General features: G+C 57.4%; 20 protein-coding genes. 17 read left to right on the forward strand and 3 right to left on the reverse strand.

The genetic code is table 11. The features are described from left to right. Positions 1–30: 30 nt before the first annotated feature. Entirely contained in the window at positions 31–5286 is a 5256-nt protein-coding gene (locus BLR08_RS01065; protein ID WP_072330137.1) for an immunoglobulin-like domain-containing protein, read from the reverse strand. A 284-nt stretch (positions 5287–5570) separates the two neighbouring features. Here BLR08_RS01065 and BLR08_RS01070 point away from each other — a divergent pair, with 284 nt between their 5' ends. From BLR08_RS01070 to BLR08_RS01115, 10 genes are all read left to right on the forward strand, one after another. Continuing rightward, positions 5571–6200, forward strand: coding sequence for an SGNH/GDSL hydrolase family protein (locus tag BLR08_RS01070; protein WP_072330349.1), 630 nt, complete (start codon positions 5571–5573; stop codon positions 6198–6200). A gap of 343 nt (positions 6201–6543) precedes the next feature. Further along, entirely contained in the window at positions 6544–7503 is a 960-nt protein-coding gene (locus tag BLR08_RS01075; RefSeq protein ID WP_072330139.1) for an ABC transporter permease, read from the forward strand. Positions 7504–7524: 21 nt separating this feature from the next. Further along, positions 7525–8388, forward strand: coding sequence for a carbohydrate ABC transporter permease (locus BLR08_RS01080; RefSeq protein ID WP_072330141.1), 864 nt, complete (start codon positions 7525–7527; stop codon positions 8386–8388). 200 nt (positions 8389–8588) lie between these two features. After that, the gene (locus BLR08_RS01085) at positions 8589–9605 is read left to right on the forward strand and encodes a response regulator (protein ID WP_072330143.1); all 1017 of its coding nucleotides are present in this window, start codon (positions 8589–8591) and stop codon (positions 9603–9605) included. Beyond that, positions 9602–11422, forward strand: a complete 1821-nt coding sequence (locus tag BLR08_RS01090; protein WP_072330145.1) for a cache domain-containing sensor histidine kinase — start codon at positions 9602–9604, stop codon at positions 11420–11422. The genes BLR08_RS01085 and BLR08_RS01090 overlap by 4 nt, the downstream gene beginning before the upstream one ends. 195 nt (positions 11423–11617) lie before the next feature. Continuing rightward, complete coding sequence (locus BLR08_RS01095; protein WP_072330147.1) at positions 11618–12805, forward strand: MGDG synthase family glycosyltransferase; 1188 nt, start codon at positions 11618–11620, stop codon at positions 12803–12805. A 53-nt stretch (positions 12806–12858) separates the two neighbouring features. Then, on the forward strand, positions 12859–14208 hold the full coding sequence (locus BLR08_RS01100; protein ID WP_072330149.1) for a polysaccharide deacetylase family protein: 1350 nt from the start codon (positions 12859–12861) through the stop codon (positions 14206–14208). Continuing rightward, the gene (locus BLR08_RS01105; RefSeq protein ID WP_072330351.1) at positions 14162–15307 is read left to right on the forward strand and encodes an MGDG synthase family glycosyltransferase; all 1146 of its coding nucleotides are present in this window, start codon (positions 14162–14164) and stop codon (positions 15305–15307) included. Before BLR08_RS01100 ends, BLR08_RS01105 begins: the two co-directional genes overlap by 47 nt. A gap of 21 nt (positions 15308–15328) precedes the next feature. After that, positions 15329–16516 (forward strand): MFS transporter, encoded by a 1188-nt coding sequence (locus tag BLR08_RS01110; protein WP_072330151.1) that lies wholly within the window; start codon positions 15329–15331, stop codon positions 16514–16516. Positions 16517–16888: 372 nt separating this feature from the next. Beyond that, entirely contained in the window at positions 16889–18055 is a 1167-nt protein-coding gene (locus BLR08_RS01115; protein WP_072330153.1) for a sensor histidine kinase, read from the forward strand. A 35-nt stretch (positions 18056–18090) separates the two neighbouring features. On the opposite strand, the gene BLR08_RS01120 is transcribed toward BLR08_RS01115, so the two are convergent. After that, on the reverse strand, positions 18091–18297 hold the full coding sequence (locus tag BLR08_RS01120; protein WP_176835383.1) for a hypothetical protein: 207 nt from the start codon (positions 18295–18297) through the stop codon (positions 18091–18093). A gap of 235 nt (positions 18298–18532) precedes the next feature. Between BLR08_RS01120 and BLR08_RS01125 the strand changes: the two genes are divergently transcribed. The 3 genes from BLR08_RS01125 (at position 18533) to BLR08_RS01135 (ending at position 21490) form a co-directional block, all read left to right on the forward strand. Continuing rightward, positions 18533–18832, forward strand: coding sequence for a hypothetical protein (locus BLR08_RS01125; RefSeq protein WP_072330155.1), 300 nt, complete (start codon positions 18533–18535; stop codon positions 18830–18832). A 134-nt stretch (positions 18833–18966) separates the two neighbouring features. Further along, the gene (locus tag BLR08_RS01130) at positions 18967–19338 is read left to right on the forward strand and encodes a DUF423 domain-containing protein (protein ID WP_072330157.1); all 372 of its coding nucleotides are present in this window, start codon (positions 18967–18969) and stop codon (positions 19336–19338) included. 187 nt (positions 19339–19525) lie between these two features. After that, positions 19526–21490 carry a putative bifunctional diguanylate cyclase/phosphodiesterase gene (locus tag BLR08_RS01135; protein ID WP_256257586.1) on the forward strand — a complete coding sequence of 655 codons (1965 nt, stop codon included), beginning with the start codon at positions 19526–19528 and terminating at the stop codon, positions 21488–21490. A gap of 32 nt (positions 21491–21522) precedes the next feature. Here the strand turns inward: BLR08_RS01135 and BLR08_RS01140 are convergent, their stop codons facing one another. Continuing rightward, positions 21523–22041: a hypothetical protein gene (locus BLR08_RS01140; protein ID WP_072330159.1), complete on the reverse strand. Its 519-nt coding sequence runs from the start codon at positions 22039–22041 to the stop codon at positions 21523–21525. A gap of 196 nt (positions 22042–22237) precedes the next feature. Between BLR08_RS01140 and BLR08_RS01145 the strand changes: the two genes are divergently transcribed. The 4 genes from BLR08_RS01145 to BLR08_RS01160 all read left to right on the forward strand — a co-directional run bounded on the left by BLR08_RS01145 (position 22238) and on the right by BLR08_RS01160 (position 25314). Continuing rightward, positions 22238–22540, forward strand: coding sequence for a YunC family protein (locus BLR08_RS01145; protein ID WP_072330161.1), 303 nt, complete (start codon positions 22238–22240; stop codon positions 22538–22540). A gap of 198 nt (positions 22541–22738) precedes the next feature. After that, entirely contained in the window at positions 22739–23698 is a 960-nt protein-coding gene (locus BLR08_RS01150; protein ID WP_072330163.1) for an alpha/beta hydrolase, read from the forward strand. Positions 23699–23771: 73 nt separating this feature from the next. Next, positions 23772–24485, forward strand: coding sequence for a FadR/GntR family transcriptional regulator (locus BLR08_RS01155; protein ID WP_072330165.1), 714 nt, complete (start codon positions 23772–23774; stop codon positions 24483–24485). Positions 24486–24732: 247 nt separating this feature from the next. After that, positions 24733–25314 (forward strand): hypothetical protein, encoded by a 582-nt coding sequence (locus BLR08_RS01160; RefSeq protein ID WP_072330167.1) that lies wholly within the window; start codon positions 24733–24735, stop codon positions 25312–25314. The last annotated feature ends 170 nt before the right edge of the window (positions 25315–25484 follow it).

The following is a 25484-nucleotide window of genomic DNA, read 5'->3' on the forward strand; positions in this document are numbered from 1 at the left end:
ACGGACTAAGGCTGTTGGCATTAACTCGCGTTAGGAAAGGAAGGCCAGCTGCTTCAGCAGCCGCTTGAGCATCACGCCGGCTTCGGCGCGGGAAGCCGTCCGCTGCGGAGCGAAGCGGTCAAGCTCCTGCCCTTCGACCATCCCGAGCTCCCGGAGGCGAAAGACGGAGTCGCGCGCCCAGACCGCGATATCCGCCTGATCCGCATACGCGCTGCCAAGCTTGGCAGCAGGAGCCGACAGGGCGCTCGCGCCGCCTCTCGCCGCAAATGTGTACGCTCGGTCGATCAGCACGGCAAGCTCTTCGCGGCTGACCGGAGCATCCGGCCGGAAGCTGCCGTCCTCATAGCCCTGGATCAGGCCGTGAGCGGTGGCGGTTCCGATGGCAGCTCCATATGGAGCCGTCGCAGGCATGTCGACGAAGGCTGCCGCCGCGCCGGCGTCGCGGGCGTCCGCAAGTCCGAGGCCCCGGACGAGCAGGCTGGCGAATTGGGCGCGGGTTACCCGGCCGTCAGGGTCGAAGCTCCGCTCGGATACGCCGTCCACAATCCGCTTGCTTGCGAGCAGCGACAGATCGTTTGCGGCCCAATGCCCATGCAAGTCATCGAATGTGCGCTTGGTCTGCGCGACGACATACAGGCTGTTGCCGGTCCGCTTGGCCACGGCTTGCCAGCTGCCGGTATTCGTCTTGACGAATACCGAGGGGACGAACTGCATGCGCCCTTCGCCGGGATCAAAGACCAGCACCGTGGCCAGTCCCGGATCGAGCTGAGCCGTCTCCGTGACGGGGATGGTCCGCTCCACGTACATGCCGAAATTATTCCATTCGGTCCGCAGACCGCCAGCAAGGGCCGTCACGCTGTATTCGACCGGAGCGGCGAGCGCGGTCCAGCCGCCGCCCGTCAGCAGCTCCGAGACGCGCCCGGAGGAAGAGTCATCCCCCTTGGCGATGCGGATCTCGATTGTGACGGCTTCAGGCTTCGTCTTCAAGCGCTCCGCCATGGCCGGCAACGGGAGAGCGGCCAGCGGCAGGACATAATCGCCGAGCGTGGTGCTGACCCGCAGCTTCAGCTCCGGATGCTCTGCGGCCAGCTTCGCCAGGGTAGCGTCAGGGAGCCGGAGAACGATAGCCGGGTCCTGGGAGGCTGAGCGGAAGGCCAGCTCTCCATCTGTGACAGGATGCTCCTTCATGAAAGCGTCCAGCTGCTCGGGAGCAAGCTCCAGTAAGGTTTGCCCGTCCTTGGAGGTTTCCGCCAGCGGCTTCGGCTGAGACGAAGGCGAACCGCCGGCGCTTGACGACCCCGTGTCCCCTCCGGCCGATGAACCGGAGGACGATTCCTCCTCCCGTACGCGTACGGTCCGGATAACCTCCTCGGCTGCATTTCCGGACGAATCCTTCACCTGGTACGTCAGTGTATAAACGCCGGGCCTGCTTGTGTCGACTTGGCCGGCTATCACGATGCTGCCTGTCAGATCCCCGTCATACGTGTCCGCGGCCGTGGCGAGCGGATCGTGGAACGCCGAGCCGTAATCGAGCGCGATGTCGGCTGAGCCGTTCAGCCGGATGACCGGGGGCGTCGTGTCCCGGACGTATACGGCGCGCGTAACCGTCTCGGCGGCGTGGCCGTCTGCGTCATACACATCATAGGATACCGTGTATCGGCCGATGCGGTTCGTGTAGACGCTGCCGGATACCGTGATGCGGGAGGTCAGATCGCCGTCCTTCGGATCGTAAGCGGCAGCTCCGGCATCCGTATACGAAGTCATCGCTTCCGCATAAGCGGGGTTGTCGCCCAGCAGCCGGATGGCGGGAACGTCCCCGGCAATGACGATTTCATTCAGATTGTTCCAGGCGTCCTGATCGTTGCCGGTACCGGCGATGCGCACATAACGGGCCATCGTGTCGGGAACGGGGTGGTTCTCCAGCACATCGGCCAGTCCGCTGCTCGTTCCGCTGTACACGGTACTCCACTGGCTGCCGTCCAGGGACAGCTCGATTGTGAAGTTATATTTAAAAGCGCCGAAGCGGGCAAGCAGTACATGGGAGACGAGGCGCGGCCGTCCAAGATCGAACTGAATCCACTGGTTGCCCTTGCCCGCCCAGCGCGTGCCCACATCGCCGTCCGCAGCGTTCTGCGGCGGATAGGACGCGTGAGAATCGCCGGCGGAGGCCGCCGCGATCGGATAAGGCATCAAGCCCTGCGGGAGCGGACCGGATACGGGAAGCGTATGGAACTGCACGGTGTACAGCAGGGATGAGCCGCCCGGACGCCGAACGGTAATGACGGCTTTGCCTCCCGGCGAGTCGGCCTGCATAATCTCCGCCGTATCGCCAGCCTGTGCAGAGGCTTCAACCCGCGGGGCGTTTGTCGTGCCGAGCGGCAAGCTGACCACGTAATCGTACAGATCGGGCTTGAAGCCCGCGACCGTTCTGCCGTCCACCCTAAGGTCGGTCAGAAGCGGCAGCTGCTCCTGGCCGGCCTGCGGATTGTCAAGCTCTCCCCCGCCTACCGGCGATTGGGCGATATGGCTAAGAGCCTGTTCGCCGAGGCGCTCAAGCAGCTGTTGCTTGTACAAGCTGCCAGGCTCTACATGTCGGCCGACAGATTCCCAATACGCTTCCTTGCGCGGCCTTTTGTCATACTTGTCGGGCACTAGGCCGGGGACAACTGTCCCGATATGGCCGATGGCGTAGTTTTGAGCCGTCGGAGGCTGCTGGCTGGTCAATTCTCCCTCCGTATTCCAGGTGACATAGTTGGCCCCGGCCCAGCCGTGTCCGCTTCCGAGCCAGGCGCGGTCGCGGATGGAGATCGGCGCGCGTATCCCGTCGAACAAGCCGCCGACCGACCATTTGTGATGGGGCTCGCTGGTGTTGTAATTCCGCTCGGCGCTGCTGTCCAGGAAGACGTTGGGCCCTTGCACGCGGCTGTCCAGCACGAAGGCATGCCGCGCCGTCTCGGCGTAAGTGCGCTGCACGAGACTTAGCTGTCCCTGGATATAGTACACGTAACGCCGTCCTCCGGTAATAATGCTCACCATATCGTACATCTCGCTGTCCTGGACCGTGACCCACTTGGCGTTGCGTCCGATCTGCGCGAGCGCGTAGGACAGGTGGTAGGCAGTGATGTTGCGCACCCAGGCGTTCTTGACGCTGTTCAGCACGACGAACCGTTCGGCATGCTTCTCATCGGCGTGATAAGGGTCGGTCTTGCCATTGTCCATCACCGTGTCGATGACCGAGGGATCGAACTCCGTATCGACCCGAATATTCTCAACCCCGACATTCTCGATGCGGGCGGCATCGGAATATTTCATCAGCGACGCGCCGCCGTACTTCAGCTCGACGGCGCTAGCGAGCGGAGCGTCCACCGTAACGGTATTGCCGTCTACAGCGGTAATGACGCGGTCAAAGTCGAGATTAAACGTCCCCCACTGAGCGGTGCTGTTCGTCCCCGGACGCATGTAAATATAGTCCATGCCGATGTCCCGGATGAACCGGGCGTTGCCGAAGCGGCGCACAATGACTGTGTCGCCTGCCCGGAAGCCGGAAGCGTCCTTGACCCGGAACGACCGGGCGCCCGCAGGCACATACAGATCGGCTACCGGCGTGGCCGAGGACGTATCTACAGTCAGGGCTGCGCTGCCGCCGATCTCGAGCAGGTTGCGGGCGACGGCGCCGGTCGCATACAGCAGCGTGCCGTCTTCGCCTTGTCCTTCGCCGCGCAGCACGACCCCGCTGGCCGTGATGGTCAGCTTGCCGCCGATCTCGTAGCGGCCCTTCTTCAGCAGCACCGCTCCGCGGAAGCCGTCAGCCGAAAGCGGTAGCTTGGAGACCTGGTCGACGGCGGCTTGGATGCGAGCGGTATCGTCGCCTTCTCCCGGCTCTACGGCTATGCGGGCCTGCACGTCCGGCAGCTTCACGCCGCCGCCCTTGTAGCCGGCATGGGAGAAGTCCAGCACGCGATTGCCTTTGTAATCCGGCACATAAGCGAGCTTGCCGTCCTCGCCGAGGTAAGCTACCGAGCTTTGGCCGGACGGAATGCCTGCCGGAGGGAGGACCGTGAAGTAGAAGCTGTCGTAAACATCCCCCTCTCCGTCGGGGGTCAAGGTCAGCCTCAGCTCATACGAGCCTGGCTCGGCCGCCGTACCTTCCAGGCTCAGCGACCTGCTCTCTCCCTTGCTCCAGACGCCGCCCGGCACTTGCAGCACAGGCGTTCCGTCCCGCAGCAGCACGCCGTGTACCTGCAGCGCCACATTGGCCTGCACGGTTACAGCCGGATAGGCGTCGCCGGGAGCGAGCAACGCCGGCTGTCCGATCTCGGCCTTCATCGTCGGATGAGAGAGGCTGGTGTTCGCGATCAGCGCTTCGGCCAGCAGGTCCGCCGCGTCCGTCACCACGATCCACAGATCGGGGGTCAGCAGCTTTCGGCCGTCCTCCATCGCGACCTCGGCGTACACCCGGCTTGCGCCGGCGGCCAGCGCCTGCACGCTTCCCGACGCGTCGATGGCGACATTTTTGGCCGAAGAAGTCAGCTGGCGCAGTATGCCCCCCATATCGATCTCGCCGCCGCTTGTGCGCCTGCCCTTGAGCGTCAGCTTGGCCAAGCCGTCCTTGGGCAGCCGGATCTCTTCGTTGAGGGTATAAGGCCGTCCGGCTTCATCCGTGAAGTAGATCGCCTCCAGATCGGCCGGAGGGGGCGTCTCCGTGGAAGTATGACGGTAGATGCCCAGCTCGAACAAATTCAGATTCAAATCCCGTGACAGCATAAACTCCACCTTCACATAACGTGCCGCAACCTCTTGGTCCAGCAGCAGCAATTCGTCCTTATTGGACGGTTTTTTGGCCAATGCCGGCGTCCAGCCGGTCTTGTCGTCCGATACATACACGCGGATGCTGCTCAGATTGTCGACGCGGTTCAGATGAACATCGACAGCGTTGAAGGTCCGCTTCTCTCCGAGGTCAACCGACCACCAGACGTTCAGGTCCGTCCTATCCGCGCCGGCAGGCTGCCACCAGGTGCCGGTGGCATCGGTGTCATTGGCTTTGCCGGGCTCGCGGGATGACGTGGAGGAGCTGGCCTCAGCGGGCCGGTTCAAAGCCAGGTTGAGCGGCGGCTCCGCAGCCGCAGTCGCAGCCGCATCCGTCTGGCCGGAAGCGGCTGCCACCACTGCAGGGGCGGGCGCAGCTGCTTGTACGGCGGGGGGCATAGCCGTGTGGCCCGATGTGCCCAGCGCTAGGACGATCGTGCCTATGGCAGCGCGTTTGACCCATCGTCTTGATTTGTCCATATTGCCATCACCTTTCCGTTTCGGTATTGTACGGCCAATTGTTTGAAACCGGTTTCATCTTAACAAATGAAATCTGTACCCAAATAGGTAAAATTTTACGCTTGGCCTGTGTAAAATTGCGAAAAGCTGTGAAGACCTGTTGTTTTCGGCGGCTTTTTCTCTATTACGGCCTTCGCGCTCCGCGGCAAGTCTTGCTAGAATGAGAAAGTCGCATAAGCGTAAGCGCGCTGAGGATTTGCCGACAATTCAGAGGAGAGCCGGAGGGGTTCAGAGGTATGGCTACAATGCCGATCAAGCAGGGAGAGGTTGTGCTGTTCATCGGGGACAGCATTACGGACGCAGGAAGAAACAGAGAGAGTTCGGCCCATATGGGCAGCGGGTATGCCCTGATGGCAGCGGGGGCGTTCGGGGCGCGGTATCCGGAGCTGGGCGTCACCTTCTACAACCGGGGAATCAGCGGCAACCGCGTCAAGGATCTGGTCGGGCGCTGGCAGGAGGATTGCATCGATCTGAAGCCGGACTGGGTATCGATCTATATCGGCATCAACGATGTGTGGAGAAGATTCGACAGAAACGATCCGACAAGCGTCGAAGAGTTTGCCGAAGGCTACCGGTCGCTGCTGGAGCGGACGAAACGCGAGCTAGACGCAGGCCTCGTGCTGATCGAGCCTTTCGTGCTGCCGGTCCCCGAGGACCGCAAGCAGTGGCGCGAAGACCTGGAGCTGAAAATCCGCGTCGTCCGCGAGCTGGCTGTAGAGTTCGGGGCGCGTTACGTGGCGCTGGACGGCCTGTTCGCCGAAGCGGCGACCGAAGCGCCGGCTGCCTTCTGGGCGCCCGACGGCGTCCATCCGTCGCCGGCCGGACATGCGCGCATCGCGGAAGCATGGCTGCGCGTCATGGGCGCGAACGGCTAAAAGTCCGGTGAATAAGAGGCCGGAGAGCCGATGGGGAGTTGAAACAGCGATAGCGGTCGCCTTTGTAGCCGGATTTTCCCCGAACAGGGGATCAACAATCAAAAAATCTGGCTACAACAGCGGGTGGAAACCCGATCGGCCGCAGGCCGCGCATTGTTCACCTGACTTTTAAGCCGCGCTGTGGCAAGCGGCGGCTTTACCTGCTTCCTCAAGGCGGACAAGCCTGGAGAATTTGATATCCGAATCGTAAGAAAACACAGTTCGGATGCAAGTTTCCCCATGGCTGGTCCGTCTTTTGCGTTGTAAGCTAGGAGCAGAACTTACGACACAAGGAGGAAAGCCAATGCCCGCCAATCTGCAGCATGCTACCCGAAGCGCGGTCAAGTCATCGTCGCGGGCCAGCGAAGTCTGGCGTTTGATGAGGAAGTACCCCGCGATTTACCTCATCTCGATACCCGGAATTTTATATTTTCTGGTATTCAAATATATTCCATTGTTCGGCTCGATCATGGCCTTTCAGAATTACAATATTTTCAAAGGCATCGCCGGCAGTCCATGGGTCGGACTGGAGCATTTCAAGCGAATGTTCGCGTATGAGGAATTTACCAACATTTTGATGAATACGATTCTGATCGGCTTGTACGATATTGTATTCGCCTTTCCAGTGCCGATCCTTCTGGCGCTGCTGCTCAACGAGATGCGTCTGGCCTTGTACAAGCGGGTCGTGCAAACCGTCGTCTATGTGCCGCACTTTCTCTCCTGGGTCATCATCGGGGGGATCGCCGTCGGTATTTTGTCGCCGACGACAGGCGTGGTCAACCATATCTTGAATCTCTTCGGGATCGAGTCCATCTACTTCCTCGGGGAAGATTCCTACATCCGTACCATATTGGTCAGCGCAGGCATCTGGAAGGACAGCGGCTGGGGCACGATCGTTTATTTGGCCGCCTTGGCCGGGATCAACCCGGAGCTGTACGAGGCCGCCAGGATGGACGGCGCGAATCGCCTGCGGCAGACGTTATCCGTCACGGTTCCTTGCATTCTGCCGACAATCGTGATCCTGTTCCTGCTGAACATCGGTCATTTCCTCGACTTCGGCTTCGAGCGCGTTTATGTGTTTTTGAACTCGCTGAACTCGGTCAACGGGGATATTCTGGACACTTATATATACCGGGCCGGTCTGCAGGAGCGGCAGTACAGCTATACGACGGCGATCGGACTGTTCAAGTCCGTGGTCGGGCTTATTCTGATCGTCATCGGCAACACGCTCAGCCGCCGCGTGACCGATCAAGGTCTTTATTAGGCGGAGGCGGTGAGAAGCGAAATGAAAACCCAATCTCATACATGGTTCGATTATCTCAACTATATAGTGATGACTCTGCTGGCTTGCGCCATGGTATTTCCGGTGCTTCATGTCATCTCCCTGTCGCTCAGCTCCGATGTGGCTATCAACACGCGCAGCGTGTTCCTGTGGCCAGTGGATGCGACGATAGCGAATTACCGCATTATTTTGAGCGACATGTCGATCTGGCGCGCTTTCGGAGTGAGCGTGTTCGTCACCTTGGCCGGTACGTTCATTAGTCTGACGCTGACGTCGATGCTGGCTTATCCACTGTCCAGACCCGAATTTGCCGGCCGCAAATATGTGCTCCTGCTCATTCTGGTCACGATGATTTTCCATGCGCCGCTTATTCCGAACTATCTGCTGCTGAAAAATCTGCACCTGATCGACAAGATCTGGGTGCTGATCATACCCGGCGCGATCAGCGCCTATAATTTGTTCGTCATGCGTTCTTTTTTCGTGAACCTGCCCAGTGAGCTGATCGACTGCGGCCGGATGGACGGGGCCGGTGAGCTGCGCATCATGTGGAGCATCGTGCTGCCTCTCTCCAAGCCGGCGATGGCGACGATGGGCTTGTTCTACGGCGTGTCATTATGGAACGCTTACTCGAACGCCTTGTACTACATCAACACCCGGACGCTGTACCCGCTGCAGGTGCGGCTGAGGGAGATCGTCATCACCGATCAGTTCGGCTCCTCCGATCAGTTCGAGGTATTCGGCGATATGTCCCCCGAAGGGGTCAAAATGGCGGTTATCGCATTTTCGGCGCTGCCGATTATGATGGTTTATCCGTTCCTGCAGCGCTTCTTCATCAAGGGCATGCTGATCGGCTCGATCAAATCGTGATGCGGATGAACGATCAGAGCATCGCACCGTCAGCTTGGCGGAGGCATGGCTTGAAAAATGGCAAATAGCAACAACTAACGACCGGGCTCCGTCCACGGCCGGCGAACAGGCCGGACGAGGACGGAGCCCTGCTGCACGTTGCCGGGGATTTGCCTGGCATACGGGAGCATAGTAAGATCAAAGCACAGGGAGGCGTAAGCATGCGATTGTTAGTCGTGGACGATGAACCGATCATCCGTAATGGGCTGCTGAAGATGGCCCAGCAGTATGCGCCCGCGTTCGATATGATCGAAACCGCTGCGAACGGGGCGGAGGCAATGGAACGGATCGCCGAGAATGAGCCGGATATCGTCTTGACGGATATCCGTATGCCGAAGGTGGACGGCTTGGAGCTGTGCCGGTATTTGTATCAGGGCTACAGCCATATCCAGACGGTCGTCATCTCGGGTTTCAATGATTTTGATTATGCCCAGAAATGCTTGTCCTACGGGGTTAAGCATTATTTATTGAAGCCGGTTATCGCAACGGACTTGCATGAGCTGTTCGACCAGCTGATGAAGGCGCAGCTGCAGGGTTATGTCCCGATGTCCCGCTATGTGGAGTGGATCGAGAGGATGGAGGAGCATATCTGGTCGCTCCAGGTTGACGAGATGAGCCGGATGTACGGGCAGTGGCGGGAGCAGTGCGCCCATCTGAACGCCCAGCAGCTCCGGAGCAGGCAGCATGATGCGATGGAGATGCTGTACAAGCGGTTTCTGGAGAAAAACCGTCCGATCAAGCCGGGAATCAGAGGCGAGAGCAAGGCGCAGAGCAAGGCGGAGCTGTTCGCCGAGTTCGAGGCCGGCCTGCAGGCGATCGCGGACGGACTGTCCGCCTCGCGCAAAGGGAATTTCAAGGACCCGATGCAGGAAGCGAAGGCGTATATCGACAGTCACCTGTCGCAGGAAATTACGCTCAAGGAAGTGGCGGAGATGGTCGGCTTGACGCCAACCTACTTCAGCGCGCTGTTCAAGAAGCTGACGAACGAGAACTTTGTCAGCTACCGCATCAACCGCCGGATGGAGAAGGCGTGCGAGCTGCTGGCATTTCCTCATCTGCGGACGGTCGATGTCGCGGCCGAGGTCGGGTATGACGATTATCCTCATTTCACCAAGACGTTCAAAAAAATCGTCGGCGTCTCCCCGTCGGAATACCGCGGAACTTTGGGGATCAAATGAAGCGCGCGGGCTTATACCCCAAGCTGCTGCTGTCCTTTGTCATCGTGATCTTCGTTTCGATGACCGGCGTAGGCGTGTTCTCCTACTATATGTCTTCCTCCGAGCTCGATAAGCTGATCGAAACCCAGATGTCGCAAATTTCCGGCAATGCCGTTCATCATACCGATATGTATCTGCAGGCGTACGAACGGTCGATGATATCGCTGCTGTCCAATGTCGAAATGAAGCGGTTCATGGATCTTCCTGCGGATGAGAAGGGATACTTGTATTATGAATACCGCAAGCTGATCAAGGAAGGCGGCATCGATTCGGTATTCATCCGCAATCCCGAGGTAGCGGCAGTCTATCTGATCAGCTTCCAGGGCAATGCCATGACCTTCTATAACGGGACTACAGGCTATTCCTTCACCGAGGAGGAGGTGCGCCAGTATTCCGAATTCTACAGGCAGGCCTCGAAGCCCGACGGCTCCCTGGCGATTCTGAATCACAGCCTGCTCCCCGATCCGCAGACCAAAACGCTGACGCTTGTCAGGCAAATTCGCGGATTAAGCTCGCAAAACAACAAGGGTGTGCTGGCCATCGAGCTGCGTTCGGCCGAGCTCTCGAGCCTGTGGAAGGGGATGGATCTCGGGGATAGCGGGTATTTCTTCATCGCCGATGAAAATGGCGAGATCGTCTATCATCCGGACCCTGCGAGAATCGGTTCGACGCTTCAGCCCGGATTAAGGGAGCCGGCGCTTCAGGCGGGAGAGAAAGCGTTTATTTTCAAGGAGGGAGACGGCGAGCGGATGTACATGAGCCGGCGCTCCTCGTTCGGCGGCTGGCGGCTGGTCATATCGATGCCGTTGGATGAGCTGCTGAAGCCGGTACAGACGATCAGGACCTCGACGATCGTGGTCGGAGCGCTTACGCTCGCTTTATCGTTATGGCTGGCCCGCCGTTTCGGCATCTCGATCACCAGACCTATCCAGGAGCTGAAGGATGCGATGCGGGAGACGGAGAAGGGCAACTGGGCGCTCATCCCCCTGCCTGATCACCGCGATGAGATCGTGGAGCTTCAGAAGCGGTATAATACGATGGTAGGGCGGCTTTCGGAGCTGGTGGACAAGGTGTATCAGGCGGAGCTGCGCGATCAGGAGAACCGGCTGGAGCGGCAGAAGGCCGAGTTCCAGTCGCTGCAGCTGCAGATCAACCCCCATTTTCTGTATAATACGCTCGAGACGATCGTATGTTATGCGTTCGTGCGCGACTCCAAGGAAATATCGGAGATTGTGAAGGCGCTTGCCTACATGCTCCGCTATTCGGTGCAGACGAATCTGGAGGAAATCACGGTAGCCAATGAGCTTAAGCATGTCATGCTGTATATGGTCGTGCTGAGGCACCGGATCGAACGGGACTTCGAGGTCGACGTCATCGTCCATCCCGACCTGCTGCTGCACCGGATGGTGCGTCTGACGCTTCAGCCGCTGGTGGAAAATGCGTTCCAGCACGCGTTCCCGGACGGGCTCGAGGATTACCATTATATTCGCATCGACGGAGGTGTGGATGAGGAGGTGTTCTGGATCAGCGTCGAGGATAACGGGTCGGGCATCGAGCAGGAGCAGCTTGCCGGGCTTCGGGAGAAGCTGAGCGCCAACAGGCTGGCGGATGCGGCTTCCCAGGGCAATACCGGGGGGATCGGCGTGGTGAATGTGCATCGCCGCATTCAGATGGTATACGGGGAGCAATACGGCTTGCGCATTGACAGCGAGCCGGACAAGGGCACGAAGATGACGATGATCATGCCGCGTCCGGGAGCCGGAGCGTCCCCCGGCTGATCTTGGGACGCTGTTCTTGTCCGATTTCGCCGGAAGCGCGAAAATCCGCTCCGAGGCGGGAAATTGAACTCGACTTAGGTCCAGGTCCAAAACAGTTCGCGGGTCCGTACTTTCTTGGCGTATAAAGCGGTAATTTATATAGAGAGCATCACCGCACCGGCCGAGCAAAGCGTAGAACTGAAAGAGGGGCTTCCGATGGATCGTATAAATAAACCCAAGATATTGCTGCTCACCGGCTCCCTGGGAGACGGGCATAATCAGGCGGCCAAAGCCATACTTGAAGCATCGCGCATGATTCGGCCGGATGTGGAGGTCGTAACGGTAGACTTCCTGGAATGGACGCATCCGTACCTGCACGGCGTAGGCAAGTTCTGCTACATGCAGTGGGTCAAAAGCTTGCCGAGCATGTACGGATATTTGTATGACAAGACCCGCAACCCGAACACGATGTCCAACCTGTTCAAGCGCATCAAATCGTTCAGCATCTCCCGTATGCTCAAGCTGCTGGAAGACGTGCGGCCGACTGTTGTCGTAAGCACTTTCCCTTCGGCTGCCGCCGCCATGTCCATGCTGAAGGCGCATGATATGACCCGCATTCCTACAGTGACGGTCATGACCGATTATACGGATCACAGCTATTGGATTCATCCCTGCACGGATCGTTATCTGGTCGGCTCCGAGCAGGTGCGCAGCGCGCTGCTGCGCTACGGGGTGCCGTCCAGCTCGGTCCAGGTGACGGGAATTCCGATCCGCTTGTCCTTCTCCCGGGCTCAGGACCGCGAGCAATTGCGGCGGCGGTACGGTCTGGAGGACGGGCTGCCGACCGTGCTCGTGATGGGCGGCGGTCACGGACTGATCGGCAAGGAGCTGGTCGCGATGATCAGGACGCAGCATGCCGCGGCACCCGCCCGGTATATACTGGTTTGCGGGCGCAATGAGAAGCTTCGCCAGCAGCTTGAGGAAGAATTCGCGGACATGCGGAGGCATGTGACCGTAGTCGGTTTCGTCGATCATATTCATGAGCTGATGGCTGTCTCCGATCTGATCCTTACGAAACCGGGAGGGCTGACCGTCTCGGAAGCGCTTGCCATGGAGCTGCCGATGCTGCTGTACAAACCGATTCCCGGCCAGGAGCAGGCCAACGCCTCCTACCTCGTAGAACTCGGCGCGGCGATCGAGGCGAAGAATGCCGAGCAGCTGCAAAAAAAATTATTTGAGCTTATCACCGATAAAACATCGTTATCGAGATTGAAAAATAGAGCAAAGCTGGGTACCATGAAGGAAGGAGCAATTCAAGCTCTGCATTCGATTCTGGGCGCCGCCCGGGATCATCAGGGCCCGGTTTGGCAGGAAAGCCGACAAGCTGTGTACGCCAATGCTTGAAGCCGCCGTATATTCCTGTGCAACGGGATAGGCTGTTCTCAGGAGGTAAGTTGATGGAGAAGAAACTTGCATTTGCTTTTATGTGTGTGCTTGCCTTGTATATGGTGCTGCCATGGATTATGACGCGAGTATTCGGAATCGGGGTGCTGCGGCATGGAAAAGGAGAGAAGGAGGTAGCGTTTACGTTCGATGACGGCCCGGACCCGGTGTACACGCCGCAATTGCTGGAGCTGCTGGGCAGGCACGGAATTAAGGGAACCTTTTTCGTACTTGGCTCCAAGGCCCAGGAGCACCCGGAGCTTATTCTTCGCATGCATCGGGAAGGGCATCTGATCGGGGTGCATAACTACACGCATACGTCCAATTGGCTGATGCTGCCCTGGACGGTGCAGCGGCGCCAGGTCGAGCGTTCCGCCGATATTATCGAGTCCATTACCGGAGTGCGGCCCGTGTACTACCGTCCTCCGTGGGGGATTATCAATCTGTTCGATTACCTCTTGCGCAGCAAGTATACGATCGTGCTGTGGTCGGTCATGGTTCAGGATTGGCGCAGCAAGGTCGGAACCAAGCGCATGAAGTCCGTTCTGCTGAACCGGATTCGGGACGGTTCTATCGTTCTGCTGCATGACAGCGGCGATACGCTTGGGGCAGATCAGGACGCGCCGGGGTTTATGCTGGAGGCGCTGGAGGAAGTCATCGGCGAGCTTGGACGTCAGGGCTACCGCTATCTGAGGGTGGATGAACTGGCGGCCGGGCCTTCCGTCGTCGGTTTCTCCAAACGGCTGCTCGTCGCGGCCTGGATGTATTGGGAACGCGGATTCGTCAAGCTCATGCACGTCAAGCCGGTCGATTCGGCCAATACCTTGCTGCAGCTGCGGGTGACGGAGTACCGCGGCAAGCAGACGCTGCTGCTGACGGACGGCGAGCAGATTCAGCAGGGGGATCAGATAGCCGAGCTGCATCTGGACAATCATTTGCTCTATCAGCTCGGCGCGACCTCCAGCAGCTCCGTTCATCTGGCTATTCAACTGGTGCGCCGCACCGAGCTGCTGATGCCGCAGATTATCAGTCTGCTCCAGACGGACCCGGCGTACAAGAACGTCAAGGGGCTTTACGGCATCAGCATTATTCACCGGGGGACCAAAAAGCTTGGCTTTACCGTGCTGGATCTGCCCAAGGGAATTTTTTCCCATATGACCCGGCTTTATCTGCGTTTTCTGCTCTATGTGGTTCATCCCAGAGGCAAGGACCGGATGAAGGAAAAGTCCGAGCTCCTGGTGCCGAAGATCATCGCGATATCCAGAAAAGAACTTATGAACCGTTACGTTGCGCGGGCCGTAGAAAGGTGTGTCAGCTATGCAGAAGTTCCGCAACCTCTTGATCCTTACGGCAAGCTACGGTGACGGACACTTGCAGGTGTCCCGGGTGCTCAAGCAGAAATTTGAGCAGTATGGCTTCCGGAGCATCCGCATGATCGATCTGTTTGAGGAAGCGCATCCCCTGCTGAATAAGGTTACCCGCTTTCTATACATGAACAGCGGCGCCTTGTCCGCCTATGGGCTGGATTATTACGGCTGGAGTTATTATTTGACCCGGGATATGAAGCCGGACAGCCTGCTGGCCAGATGCCTGAACGTGCTCGGGATTCAGAAGCTTATGAAAGTGATTTTGAAGGAAGAGCCGGATATGATCATCAGCACCTTTCCGTTCGGCGGCATCTCGGAGCAGTTGAAGCGCCGCGGCATCTCGATCCCGACCTTCACTATCGTAACGGACTTCGCCCTTCACAACCGATGGCTGTATTCGATACCCGACCAATTTTTCGTAGCGACGGAACATCTGCGCCAGAAAATGATCGAAAGAGGGATACCGGAGCATATCATTACCGTGAGCGGCATTCCGATTCGCGATACGTTCTATATGGCCGATCCCGAGACCGAGGAGCATGCCGTAGCGGAGCGCGCCGTCCTTGTGATGGCAGGAGCTTACGGCGTGCTCAGAGACTTGAAGAAAATGATCGAACAGCTGCTGTATCTTCCCGGCGTGCATATTCATGTGGTCTGCGGGAAAAACCAGAAGCTGAAGGGGGAACTGGAGGCCGGTTTCGCTCAAGAGTCGCGGGTGCGCTTGTACGGCTTCGTCGAGCAGATCCATGAGCTGATGAAGCGCTCCTCCTGCGTCATTACGAAGGCCGGGGGGATCACCTTGTCCGAAGCGATCCACGTGAACGTGCCGATCGTCGTGTTCAAGCCATTCCCCGGGCAGGAGAAGGAGAATGCCGGCTATTTGTCCGAGCAGGGAATCGTATTCATCGCAAATAACCTGACGGAGCTGATCCGTTATGCCGATGCGCTGACCAGCGATCATGAGCTCCGCCGGACGGTCAAGGAAAAAACCTGTTCCTTGCAGGCCGGCTATGCGGCCGAGCGCATTGTGTCCGATGTGCTCCATATGCTGAAGGGCCGGACCCAGGTACAGACACATAAAGGCTCAAGCGCTTGAGAAGGCCAGACGGGGGTTTGCATGAAACGTAAAGAAGGAACCATATTCACAGCATCTTTTATTCGCTTGGCGTTGATCCTGTTTTTCACGGAGGTCGTTCGGAGCGCCTTCGTGATTTCGTTTCTGCCGGCCTACGCGGCAGACTATCTGGGCATCTCTGTAGCGGCCGTCGGGTTGGCCGTCTCCGTCCATTATGTGGCCGATACGGCTGTCAAAGCGGTAGCAGGATACTTGCTGGATCGCTTCCCCCCCAAGGCCATCCTGCATATCTCGCTGGCTGTCGCCTTTATCGGCTTATGGCTTGCGTTCTTCAGCGATCTGCCCTGGATGCTGATTACGGGCGCCGCCTTGATGGGGCTTGGCGTATCGCCAATCTGGCTCATCTGTCTGAGCTCGATTCATGAAGATCAGCGCGGGTCGCAGATGGGGACGATCTATACGGTATGGCTGGCGAGCCTGGGTCTTGGTCCGGTTGCCGTTAATTTTGTCATCGACAGCGGCTATCAGCTCACCTTCTGGGTGCTTGCTGCGATCTATGCGGCCGGATGGCTGGTCGCGCTCAGATGGAACGAGCAGCTTCGCCCGATTCAGACCATGCCGCTGCGGGAGCAGCTGGGCCAGCTGAAGCTGAAGCTGGTTCTGATGAAGCCGCTGGTGCCCGGTATGATCCTGCAAACGGCTGCAGCCGGTCTGCTTGTTCCCGTCCTGCCTACGCTGGCCCGTCAGCATCTGGGACTTACCTATTCCCACTATTCGCTGGTGATTATCGCCGGCGGTGCCGTGACTACCTTATGCTTGATACCTTTGGGCCGTTTGTCAGACAGGTGGGGGCATAAATGGTTTCTGGTGGCCGGTTTCGGAGCGCTCGCCGTCGGTCTGATCGCCCTGCTGTTCTCGGCGAATCATCTGTACATGACGATGCTGATGGCCGCTCTGCTCGGCGGCTCCTATGCCGCTGTCCTTCCGGCCTGGAATGCGCTGATGTCCTACTTCGTGCCGCCGGATCAGAAAGGGACGGGCTGGGGAGTGCTATCAAGCATCGAGGGCATCGGCGTTATGATCGGACCGCTTATCGGAGGCTGGGTGGCAAGCCGCTACGATGCTTCGATAACGGTATGGATCAGCGCGGCGCTGCTTGCCTTTATAGCCGTATATTATTTCCGGACTCCCCTGGTCAGGCCGGCCAGGGAGGAAGGGCTGAGGTCCTAGCGTAACGGACAGCAGGGGCCGGTCTTGTTGTTTCCCTCGCCTCCCGGCCGGCTGCTCCGCCAAAGCATGTCCTGCTCCAGGTAACATGTGTTACACGCAAAGACGCCTCCAACCCCGCGGTAGCGGGCCTGGAGGCGTCTTTGCGTCTTGCCCGTCGCCCGGGGCCCGGCTTGACCGGGCGGCTTCCGTCTATCTTAGAGTCCTTCACAATCACGGTTAAAATCATCGGGATTTTCTTCAAAATGGGTTGTCCCGCTCCCTTCATCCGGGCCCGTGTTAAATCGATCTTAGGTCTTTAGTCTCGAAGGAATCCAGGGAACATACGTCGAACTTGTAACCCATCACTTTATCCCAATCAAGGTGGAACATGGCATGAATTATGAGTTGGAGCTCAACTTTTTGATCCAGCGCCGAAACGAAATGATCGGGGAATGGGCCCGGATGATGGCGGATGAATTTCCGTCTTTTTACCAAAGAGGGATATTTACCGGCAGCTCAACAGTTTTTTTTGACTACCTATGCGATATCCGGGTTCCTCTGCAAGACCATCCGATTCGCCATCTGGCCAGTTCCTGGGCACAGAAGCTGATTGAACACGGCATTCCGTTCAATCATATTTTCCGAAGCAGTACGTTCTGGCGAGTATCGTTGTTCCGCCTGTATGAACGCGAACCGCAAGCGAATCCGGAGGGTGTCCTTGGATGCCTGTCGATTCTTCTTGACCGGCTTGATGAATTCATGGTGCTGGTCGCTGAGGAATATGTATCGCTTACGACCAGTCAACTGGAAGTTCATAAAGAGGCCATCACCCAGCTTCATGACGACAGGCTGAATCTCATAGGTAAAATGGCAGCCAGCATGGCCCATGAGATTCGCAATCCGCTTACCTCCATCCTCGGGTTTCTGAAGCTGATACGCGAACAGCTTCCCGAGCGGCTTTCCGAAGAGCAGCAGGATAAGACGCGGCAATATTTATCGATTGTCGAAGCCGAATTCGAGAATATCAACATGCATATTACCGGCTTCCTTAGCTTCTCGAAAAACCGGGTAGCGGAGGAAGCGTGCGTAGCCATGACGGCGGAACAACTGCTCGATTCGGTGATTTCGCTGCTGAAGCCGCGATTTGTCGGTGAAAATGTGCAGTTGTTCGTCAGCATATGCAGCCCGGCCGTGCTTTTTATCCAGAAGGTAGCCGTTCAGCAGGTCATTGCCAATGTGATGAACAATGGGCTGGATGCCTTATGCGGCGTTAGAGGACCCAAAGAAATGTCGGTCCGGTGCTATAGGGAAAAGGACGCCTACACGATCGAGATTTCGAATAACGGTCCGGTCATCCGTCAGGATATGATGGATTCGCTGTTCGAGCCGTTCGTGACGGATAAGCTGGAGAGCACGGGTCTCGGGCTAGCCATCTGCAGAACGATCATGCGCAAGAACAAGGGGGATATTTCATGCGACTCAACGCCGGGAAAAACCTCATTTCAGCTGACCTTCCAGCTGCATGAATCGGCAGCCGCGGCGGCTGCGGCTGCCGAATAGAGGGTAGAGAGGCATGGCTGCCGGCTCCTCTTCCGTCAGACGTAGGCCTTCCCCCGGGTGAGTATGCACGGCACTCCGTTGCCGACGGCGCCTGGGACGGACATTTTCTCCAGATAGCGCACGCCGCGTTCGCATTTGCGGCACTTGGCGCACACATCCGAGAGCACCACCTTCATATTATATTTATTTTTGTCGATTGAGCTGGCCGGAACATTTTTTTTGGCCTTCTTGCTTTTGCTCATAGTGCTCATCTCCCGCGGCTTGATGATGTATTGTATGTGGCTTAGCCTTGCAGGGTGCGGCTTCTTGGGGCGGACTTCTATCATGCGGGCGGGCTGCGCCCCATTGTTCGCGATGAAGAACGACGCTGCCGGGTCAAGCAGGAATTTTGCCGGGAAATGTCGTATTAGAGTTTAAGAAAGTCAAACAGGTCCCTGGGCGCTCAGCGAGTCAGCCGACCTATAAGGAGGCAAATCTGTGGAGTATAACATCTGTCAGACCGTGAAGATTGTGGATATGAATGACGAGATTATTTCCGAGGTGTTGTTTGAACACGGTCAATTCGAAATTTCCTCCCTTACTATTGGTTCCTCCGTATTGTCTTATCAACTGGGACTTAAAGAGTTTGAAGTCGTGTTCGATAAGCGGGACGGCAAATATCAGCGCTATAAAATCGTAGATGTGGAAATCGATCTGATCCAGAAGCCGGCAACCCTGAAAGCATTTTTGGAGCCGGTCACCTTAATCGTCGGACAACATGATATCGGCTTGATGTAGACCCGGGACCCGTTGTGCCCATCCCGCTAGCTGCCCCGAACGGGCGGCAGCGGGATTTTTCTTGCGATCATCGGGATTTGGCATGGGGAGACCGATGATTTATGATAAGGAAAGACTAATGGAGGTGAAACAAAGTGAATCGGACATTTGTCATATGGGGAAGTATATTCGGTTTTTTATCGGTGGCGCTCGGCGCTTTTGGCGCGCATGCGCTCAAAGCGGTGCTGAGTCCGGAGCTGCTGGCGAACTTTCAGACCGGGGTGCAGTATCAGATGATGCATGCGCTCGGGCTGATCGGAGTTGGGCTGGCCTCGCTCGGGCTGGGGCAGCGCCGCGCTTTGACGGTGGCCGGGTGGTCGATGCTGATCGGCATCGTAATATTCTCGGGCAGCTTATACGCTTTGAGCTTGTCGGGCGTCAAGATGCTGGGGGCGATCACCCCGATTGGGGGCGTAGCCTTTCTGATCGGTTGGCTGAGTCTCACTGCTGCCGCCTGGAAGAAATAAATATAGGTCCCTCTATAGGACATCCGTCTCAATCGGCAGAATTGCCGATTTTTTTTGTGAATAATGACACGATTTATCATTTTCAGCCGGTTTAGCAGGAAAATGTGCGAGTTTCGTAGAATTGTTCACGTAGCCGGGCAGTGGGTAAGCATGGGTAATAAGGCGCTTTTCTAGAAGGGGGATATCCATGTTTAGGACAAAAGATACGGGACAACGGAGTATGGAACGGTTTTTCCTTCGCTGCAGCTGGGCGATTACCTTCCTGGCCGCCGTCAGTACAGCCGTATCCGTACTGCTGGCCCCATTTGCGGTCGCCGCAGTATGCGGGATGGTCATGCTCTCTGCGCTCGGGATGAGCATCTGTATGAGAAAAGCCGTTCGCGAAGCAGCGTATGCCCGGGAAGCGGAACGTCACTGCGCGCGTCCCGAGGCGCAAGAGGAAATAGAGGAGCCTCACTCTCTGCTCGGAGCTCTGTATCAGCATATACCAAGCGCCGTAGCTGTTCTGGACATGCAAAATAAGATTACCCGAATCAATGCTTCAGGGACGCATATGACGGGTTATGCGGAGCATGAGATGCGAGGGAAGTCGGTGCTGGAGTACCTGGTGCCGGATCGAATGAAGTCGAACTCGGCGATTTTCGCCGAAGTGCTCAAGGGAACGACCCGTTCGTTCCGTTCGGCGATTATACATAAAGATGGTTACCGCGTAGATGTAGAATCTACGGCCGTGCCGATTAAGCGGGACTCGGAGATCGAAGGGGTCGTCGTCATCAGCAATGACGTATCGTCGGCAAGGCGTACGGAAGAGCAGATCAGACATATGGCCTATTATGACGACATGACGGGGCTCCCCAACCGGCGGATGTTCCTGCAGCAGCTGGATATGGCTCTGAACGCAGAGCTGGCGCGCGGAATCCGGCTCGCCGTATTTTTTATCGATATCGACCGTTTTAAGATGGTGAACGACGGGTTCGGACATGATTATGGAGATATGCTCCTGCTCCAGGTGGCGGAACGGTTTACTCGCTGTATGTCGGAGGATGATTTCCTGGCACGCTCCGAAGGCGATGAGTTTGCGCTGTTCTTTGCGGGATGTACGGTCAGCGGTGAGAGGGACCGGGTGCAGGCGATGGCCGAATCGCTCGCCCAGGTGCTCGAGGAGCCGTTCACACTGGGGCAATACCAGCTTCATATTACGGCAAGCATCGGCATCGCTCTCGTATCGGATGAGGAGAACACCGCCGAGGAGCTGATGAAATGCGCCGATATGGCGCTGACCCGCGCCAAGGAGAAGGGACGCAATAATTATCAGCTGTTCAACCATCTGATGAAATCGGCCTCGCTGGAGAAGCTCACGCTGGAGCAGGAGCTGCGCCGCGCGTTGTCACAAGGCGAGCTGCTGCTGCACTACCAGCCGCAGATGGACGTAAAGAACGAGCGGATAGTCGGCTTCGAGGCGCTCGTGCGCTGGTCCCACCCGAAGCGGGGGCTCGTGCCGCCCGCCCAATTCATTCCTTTCGCCGAGGAGTCCGGCCTTATCGTGCCGATCGGCGAGTGGGTGCTGATCGAGGCGTGCCGGCAAAATAAAGCCTGGGAGGATGCGGGCTACGCTCCGCCTCCGGTAGCGGTTAACATATCGACCAGACAGTTCCTGCAGCATAACCTGACTGGGCGGGTGGCTGAGGTGCTTGCATTGACGGAACTGCATCCCAGCCAGCTGGAGCTGGAAATAACCGAAAGCTGCACGATGGATGTCGAATACGCGATCGAGCAGATGCATGATCTCAAGGAGCTGGGCGTCAAGATCAGCATAGATGATTTCGGTACGGGGTACAGCTCGCTGTCCTATCTGAAGAAATTTCCGATCGACAAGCTGAAGATCGATCAATCCTTTGTCCGCGACATTATGACCGACCCCAACGATGCGGCCATCGTCGCCTCCATCATCGCCATGACCGGCCATCTCAGCTTGAAGGTTATCGCCGAAGGCGTAGAGACGGAGGAGCAGCTGGAGTTTCTCCGCCGCAATCACTGCGACGAAATTCAGGGATATTATTTCAGTCCTCCTCTGCAAGCGGGCAAGGCCGAACAGCTGCTCAAGAACCCCGAATATGCGGCGACGGCAGCCGCTAAGCGACTGCCGTCGTAAGACCCGCCTGGAGGCGGGATGATTCAGCTGATTCAGCGTACTTCATAGTCGTCGATTTCATTGATTTTGAGCAAATATACCTTCTTTTCGTCCACATGATAAACGGACAGGTTGCCGCTGGGCGGATCGATGTTGATGATTCGGCAGGGCATGCTTAGCTTGACGCCCTTGGCTTTGATAATATGAAGCCGGATTAACGTATTGTCCGTTTGAAACCGTTTCATTTCCTCCCAGATCTGACGATGCTGATCGCCGGCCAGCTCAGCGGCAGGGGGAGCGGCGGCTTCCTTGGCGCTACCGCCCGGAGGCTTTGCTTCCTTGGCTGCTGCCTGCGGGAAATCCGGCGCTTTCTGCCGTTGTAAAATCGTCTCTTTCAAGGACTGCTCGATTTGTCTCCCCAGCTCGATCCCTTCCCTGATCTGATAATCCTCGAATGTATTTGAGTTGAGCACATGCAGAAGGGCTTCCAGCGCCCGTCCGTTCGTCTCTTCTTCGATAAGAATGTCGACTTTGAATAAAAATTTCTTGCGCTGTTTTTTCTGGCTATCCATAAGGAACCTCCCTAGTTAGGTAGTACTACTATACCATGAATCAGCTCACTCATGTAGGGGAGATGGCCTTTGTCCCATAATTGCAGGGAGACGGCCGGCTGACGCCTATCCCGGGAATTGGGTGCGGGCCAGCGCACCCCCCGTATCCCGTCCTCATATAGTAAAAGCATACCAAGCCTTAAGGGGGTGCTGGATCATGATGCGAATGGAGCCAGTCGAAGTGAGCGGGGGTATGGCGCTTGCCATCGAGGTAAAGCTGCCGAAGACGACTCTGTTGGCTGTCACGACGGATAAAGGATATATTATGTGCGGAGCGCTGGATGTGGGACTGCTCAACGAAAAGCTGAAGGACCGGGGGATTATCGCGGCGCGGGCCACCGGCGTGCGCACGATCGAGGAGCTGCTGGAAGCTCCGCTCGAATCCGTCACGCATAAAGCCCGGGAGCTTGGCATTGTTCCTGGCATGCGCGGGATCGATGCGGTCGCCCTGATGCTTTAGTTCGATCAGGCCGGGAACTGACAACAGACCGGGCCGCTGCGGCGCTGTCAGCCGAAGGCCGCAGGCGGCCTGATTTTCATGGAACGGCGGGACAAGCCTGCAGGAGGGCAAGGTACCTGGGCTGCTCCCGGCCTGGTACGGCCTGAGGCATTTTCTGGTATAATAAGGTCATCCGATTTATAGGGTAGGGGGCTTTCCATGCGCAATGATCATTTTACGTTCGAAGATCCGGATGGAATTCGCATATATGTATACCGTTGGCTCCCGGACGCCGGCGTTCCGGTCAAGGCCGTCGTTCAAATCTCGCATGGGCTGGCTGAAACCGCAGCCCGTTACGCCGAGTTGGCCGCGAAGCTGACAGCGGCCGGATACGCGGTCTATGCCCATGACCATCGCGGTCACGGGAGAACGGCCGGCACGCCTGAGCAGGTCACGGTGATCGGGACTAACGGCTTTGACCGGATGACGGAAGCCGTCGCGATACTGATCGGACGCATCCGCTCCGCATACCCCGAGCTGCCCGTCTTTCTATTGGGTCACAGCATGGGCTCCTTTGTGGTCATGCAAGCGATGTACCGATACCCCGGACTTGCGGACGGGATTATGCTGTCTGGCACGATGGGACCTCAGCCCATCGCGCATGCCGCAGGCTGGCTGCTGGCGGGGCTGCTCATGCTGACGCAGGGCCCGGACAGACGAAGCAAGCTGCTGAACAGCTTGTCCACCGGCGCTTTCAACAAGCCTTTCCGGCCAAACCGTACCCCGGTAGACTGGTTGAGCCGGGACGAGGCCGAGGTCGACAAGTACATGGAGGATCCGTTCTGCGGCGGGGCTGCGACCAACGGGTTATGGTTCTATACGTTGAAGGGATTGCTGGGCAATCATAAGCCTGCCCATCTGAGGCGGATACCGAAGACGCTGCCTTTGTTTGCCTTTGCGGGCGATCAGGACCCGCTCGGTCTGCAGGGCAAATCCTTTCTGGCCTTGATGCGCCAGTACCGGAGGCTGGGGATGACCGGCGTTACATACAAGCTTTATGAAGGCGGAAGGCACGAGATGCTGCATGAAACGAACCGGGACGAAGTCATGCAGGATGTGCTGGACTGGCTTGACGTCCAGGTTCGCAAATTCTCGGAGAATAAGAATAACGAAGGCTGAGCCGGGAAGCGGCAGGGAGCGCGGACGCGCCATCTGACCGGTCCGGAACGGTCCTGACGACAGGAGCGCTTGGATGGACATTCAGAAGATTACGACGCGTAAAATTTATGAGGTGATTGCCGATCAGATCAAGGACCAGATCACGGGGGGACAGCTGAAGCCGGGGGATAAGCTGCCGTCGACCAAGGAATTGTCCGAACGGTTCCAGGTTGGGCGCTCCACGGTGAGAGAGGCGCTCAGTGCCCTGAAGGCGATGGGGCTCGTGGAAATTCATCAGGGCGAGGGAAGTTATGTGCGCACGATCGATTCCGTCGATGTCGATCTGCCCGAGTGGAATTCGCTGCTGATGAGCCGCGAGACGATACTTGATCTGCTCGAAGCGCGGCAGGCGCTCGAGATTGCCAATGCTGGCTTGGCGGCCGAGAAGCGGAATGAGGAAGACCTGCGCCGGTTCGAAGCCGTTCTGGAGCGGATGGAGCGCCATCTGGGCGATGAGGAGGAGGGAGAGCGGTCCGACATCGAGTTCCACCTGACGCTCGCCCAAGCGACGCATAATGATATTCTCGCGCGGATGATCGATTCGATCTCTTCTCCTATGCAGCTGGCGATCCGGGAAACCCGCCGTCTGCAGATGTACGGCAGCCGTGCGGTATCCGAGCAGCTCTGGAAGGAGCATCAGGCCGTATACGAGGCGATTCGCGACGGCAAGGCCGAGGAGGCCCGCGAGCAGATGCGCCGCCATTTATTCCACGTCGAGCGGGTGCTGGTCACCTTTCTTCAAAAATAAAATCACAGCAATCCCACGTTATCCCGCCCGCCGGTCTGCAGGGCGGGATATTTGCGCTGCGCTCCAAACCGGCGGTTTTAAAGAAGCAAATGATGAGCAATCAGCATAAATTTGTCAATATAGGGTAAATAATAGGCAAAGCGGCACATGAAAGTGGCACACACTAATAATCTCCTAATAATTAACTGAAACTTTCTGAAAGATTGCTAGCTATAGTGAAGTTAACAAGTTGATGGAGGTGATGGAGATGAAAGACATGCAGCTTCTCCATAAAGGAAAGGTATATCGCGGGCAAGTTTCCTATGAAGGCTCTGACCTCATGGAGGTCTCGTTCAACGAATCTTCCGACTTTGAGAACGGCGAGTCGGTGATCTGCTTCAATTACCAGAAGCGTGTGCAGATGAGGGTGCTCCGGGTATCCAAAACAAAGCTGATTCTGGTGCCGGCCGATTCGGAAGTATTCAAGATCGAAGCGCAAAGCGAGCAGCACTACGATATGTACCGGGACGAGGACAAAACGTTTGAAAGCTATAAAATCAATATGTTCGGCACGATCAACGATGATTTCAAAATACTGCCGGTTCGCTACAGCTCGGTCAGCCGGCTTGGATTTGGTTTCGAGGTCAACGACTTCACGGTGAAAATGAACCATGTCTACGATACGATGATCATCTGTGACGACGAAACGATTCATCCGAAGCTTATCGTCCGCTATGCGCATATCCAGGAAAGTACCATCCGCTACGGCGCTGAAATCCATGCAATCTCGCCATCCGACTTGAACAAACTGCGCTATTTCTTGGTGACTCAGCAGTTTCTGAAAAATTGAGCCAGCGCTTCCTTCCTCGTGAATATAATCCGGCCGCAGCCTTCGGGCGCGAGCCGGTTATTTGTGTGCGGCAGACGCCTGGGCGAGCCGGCGAAGCGCAGCAAGCCCTGCCCGGGTTCCGGGCAGGGCTTGCTGCGTACAGAGGCTGTCCGCTATGCAGCGGTAGGCGG

It is taken from the genome of Paenibacillus sp. cl123 (assembly GCF_900101595.1).
GTDB lineage: Bacteria > Bacillota > Bacilli > Paenibacillales > NBRC-103111 > Paenibacillus_G.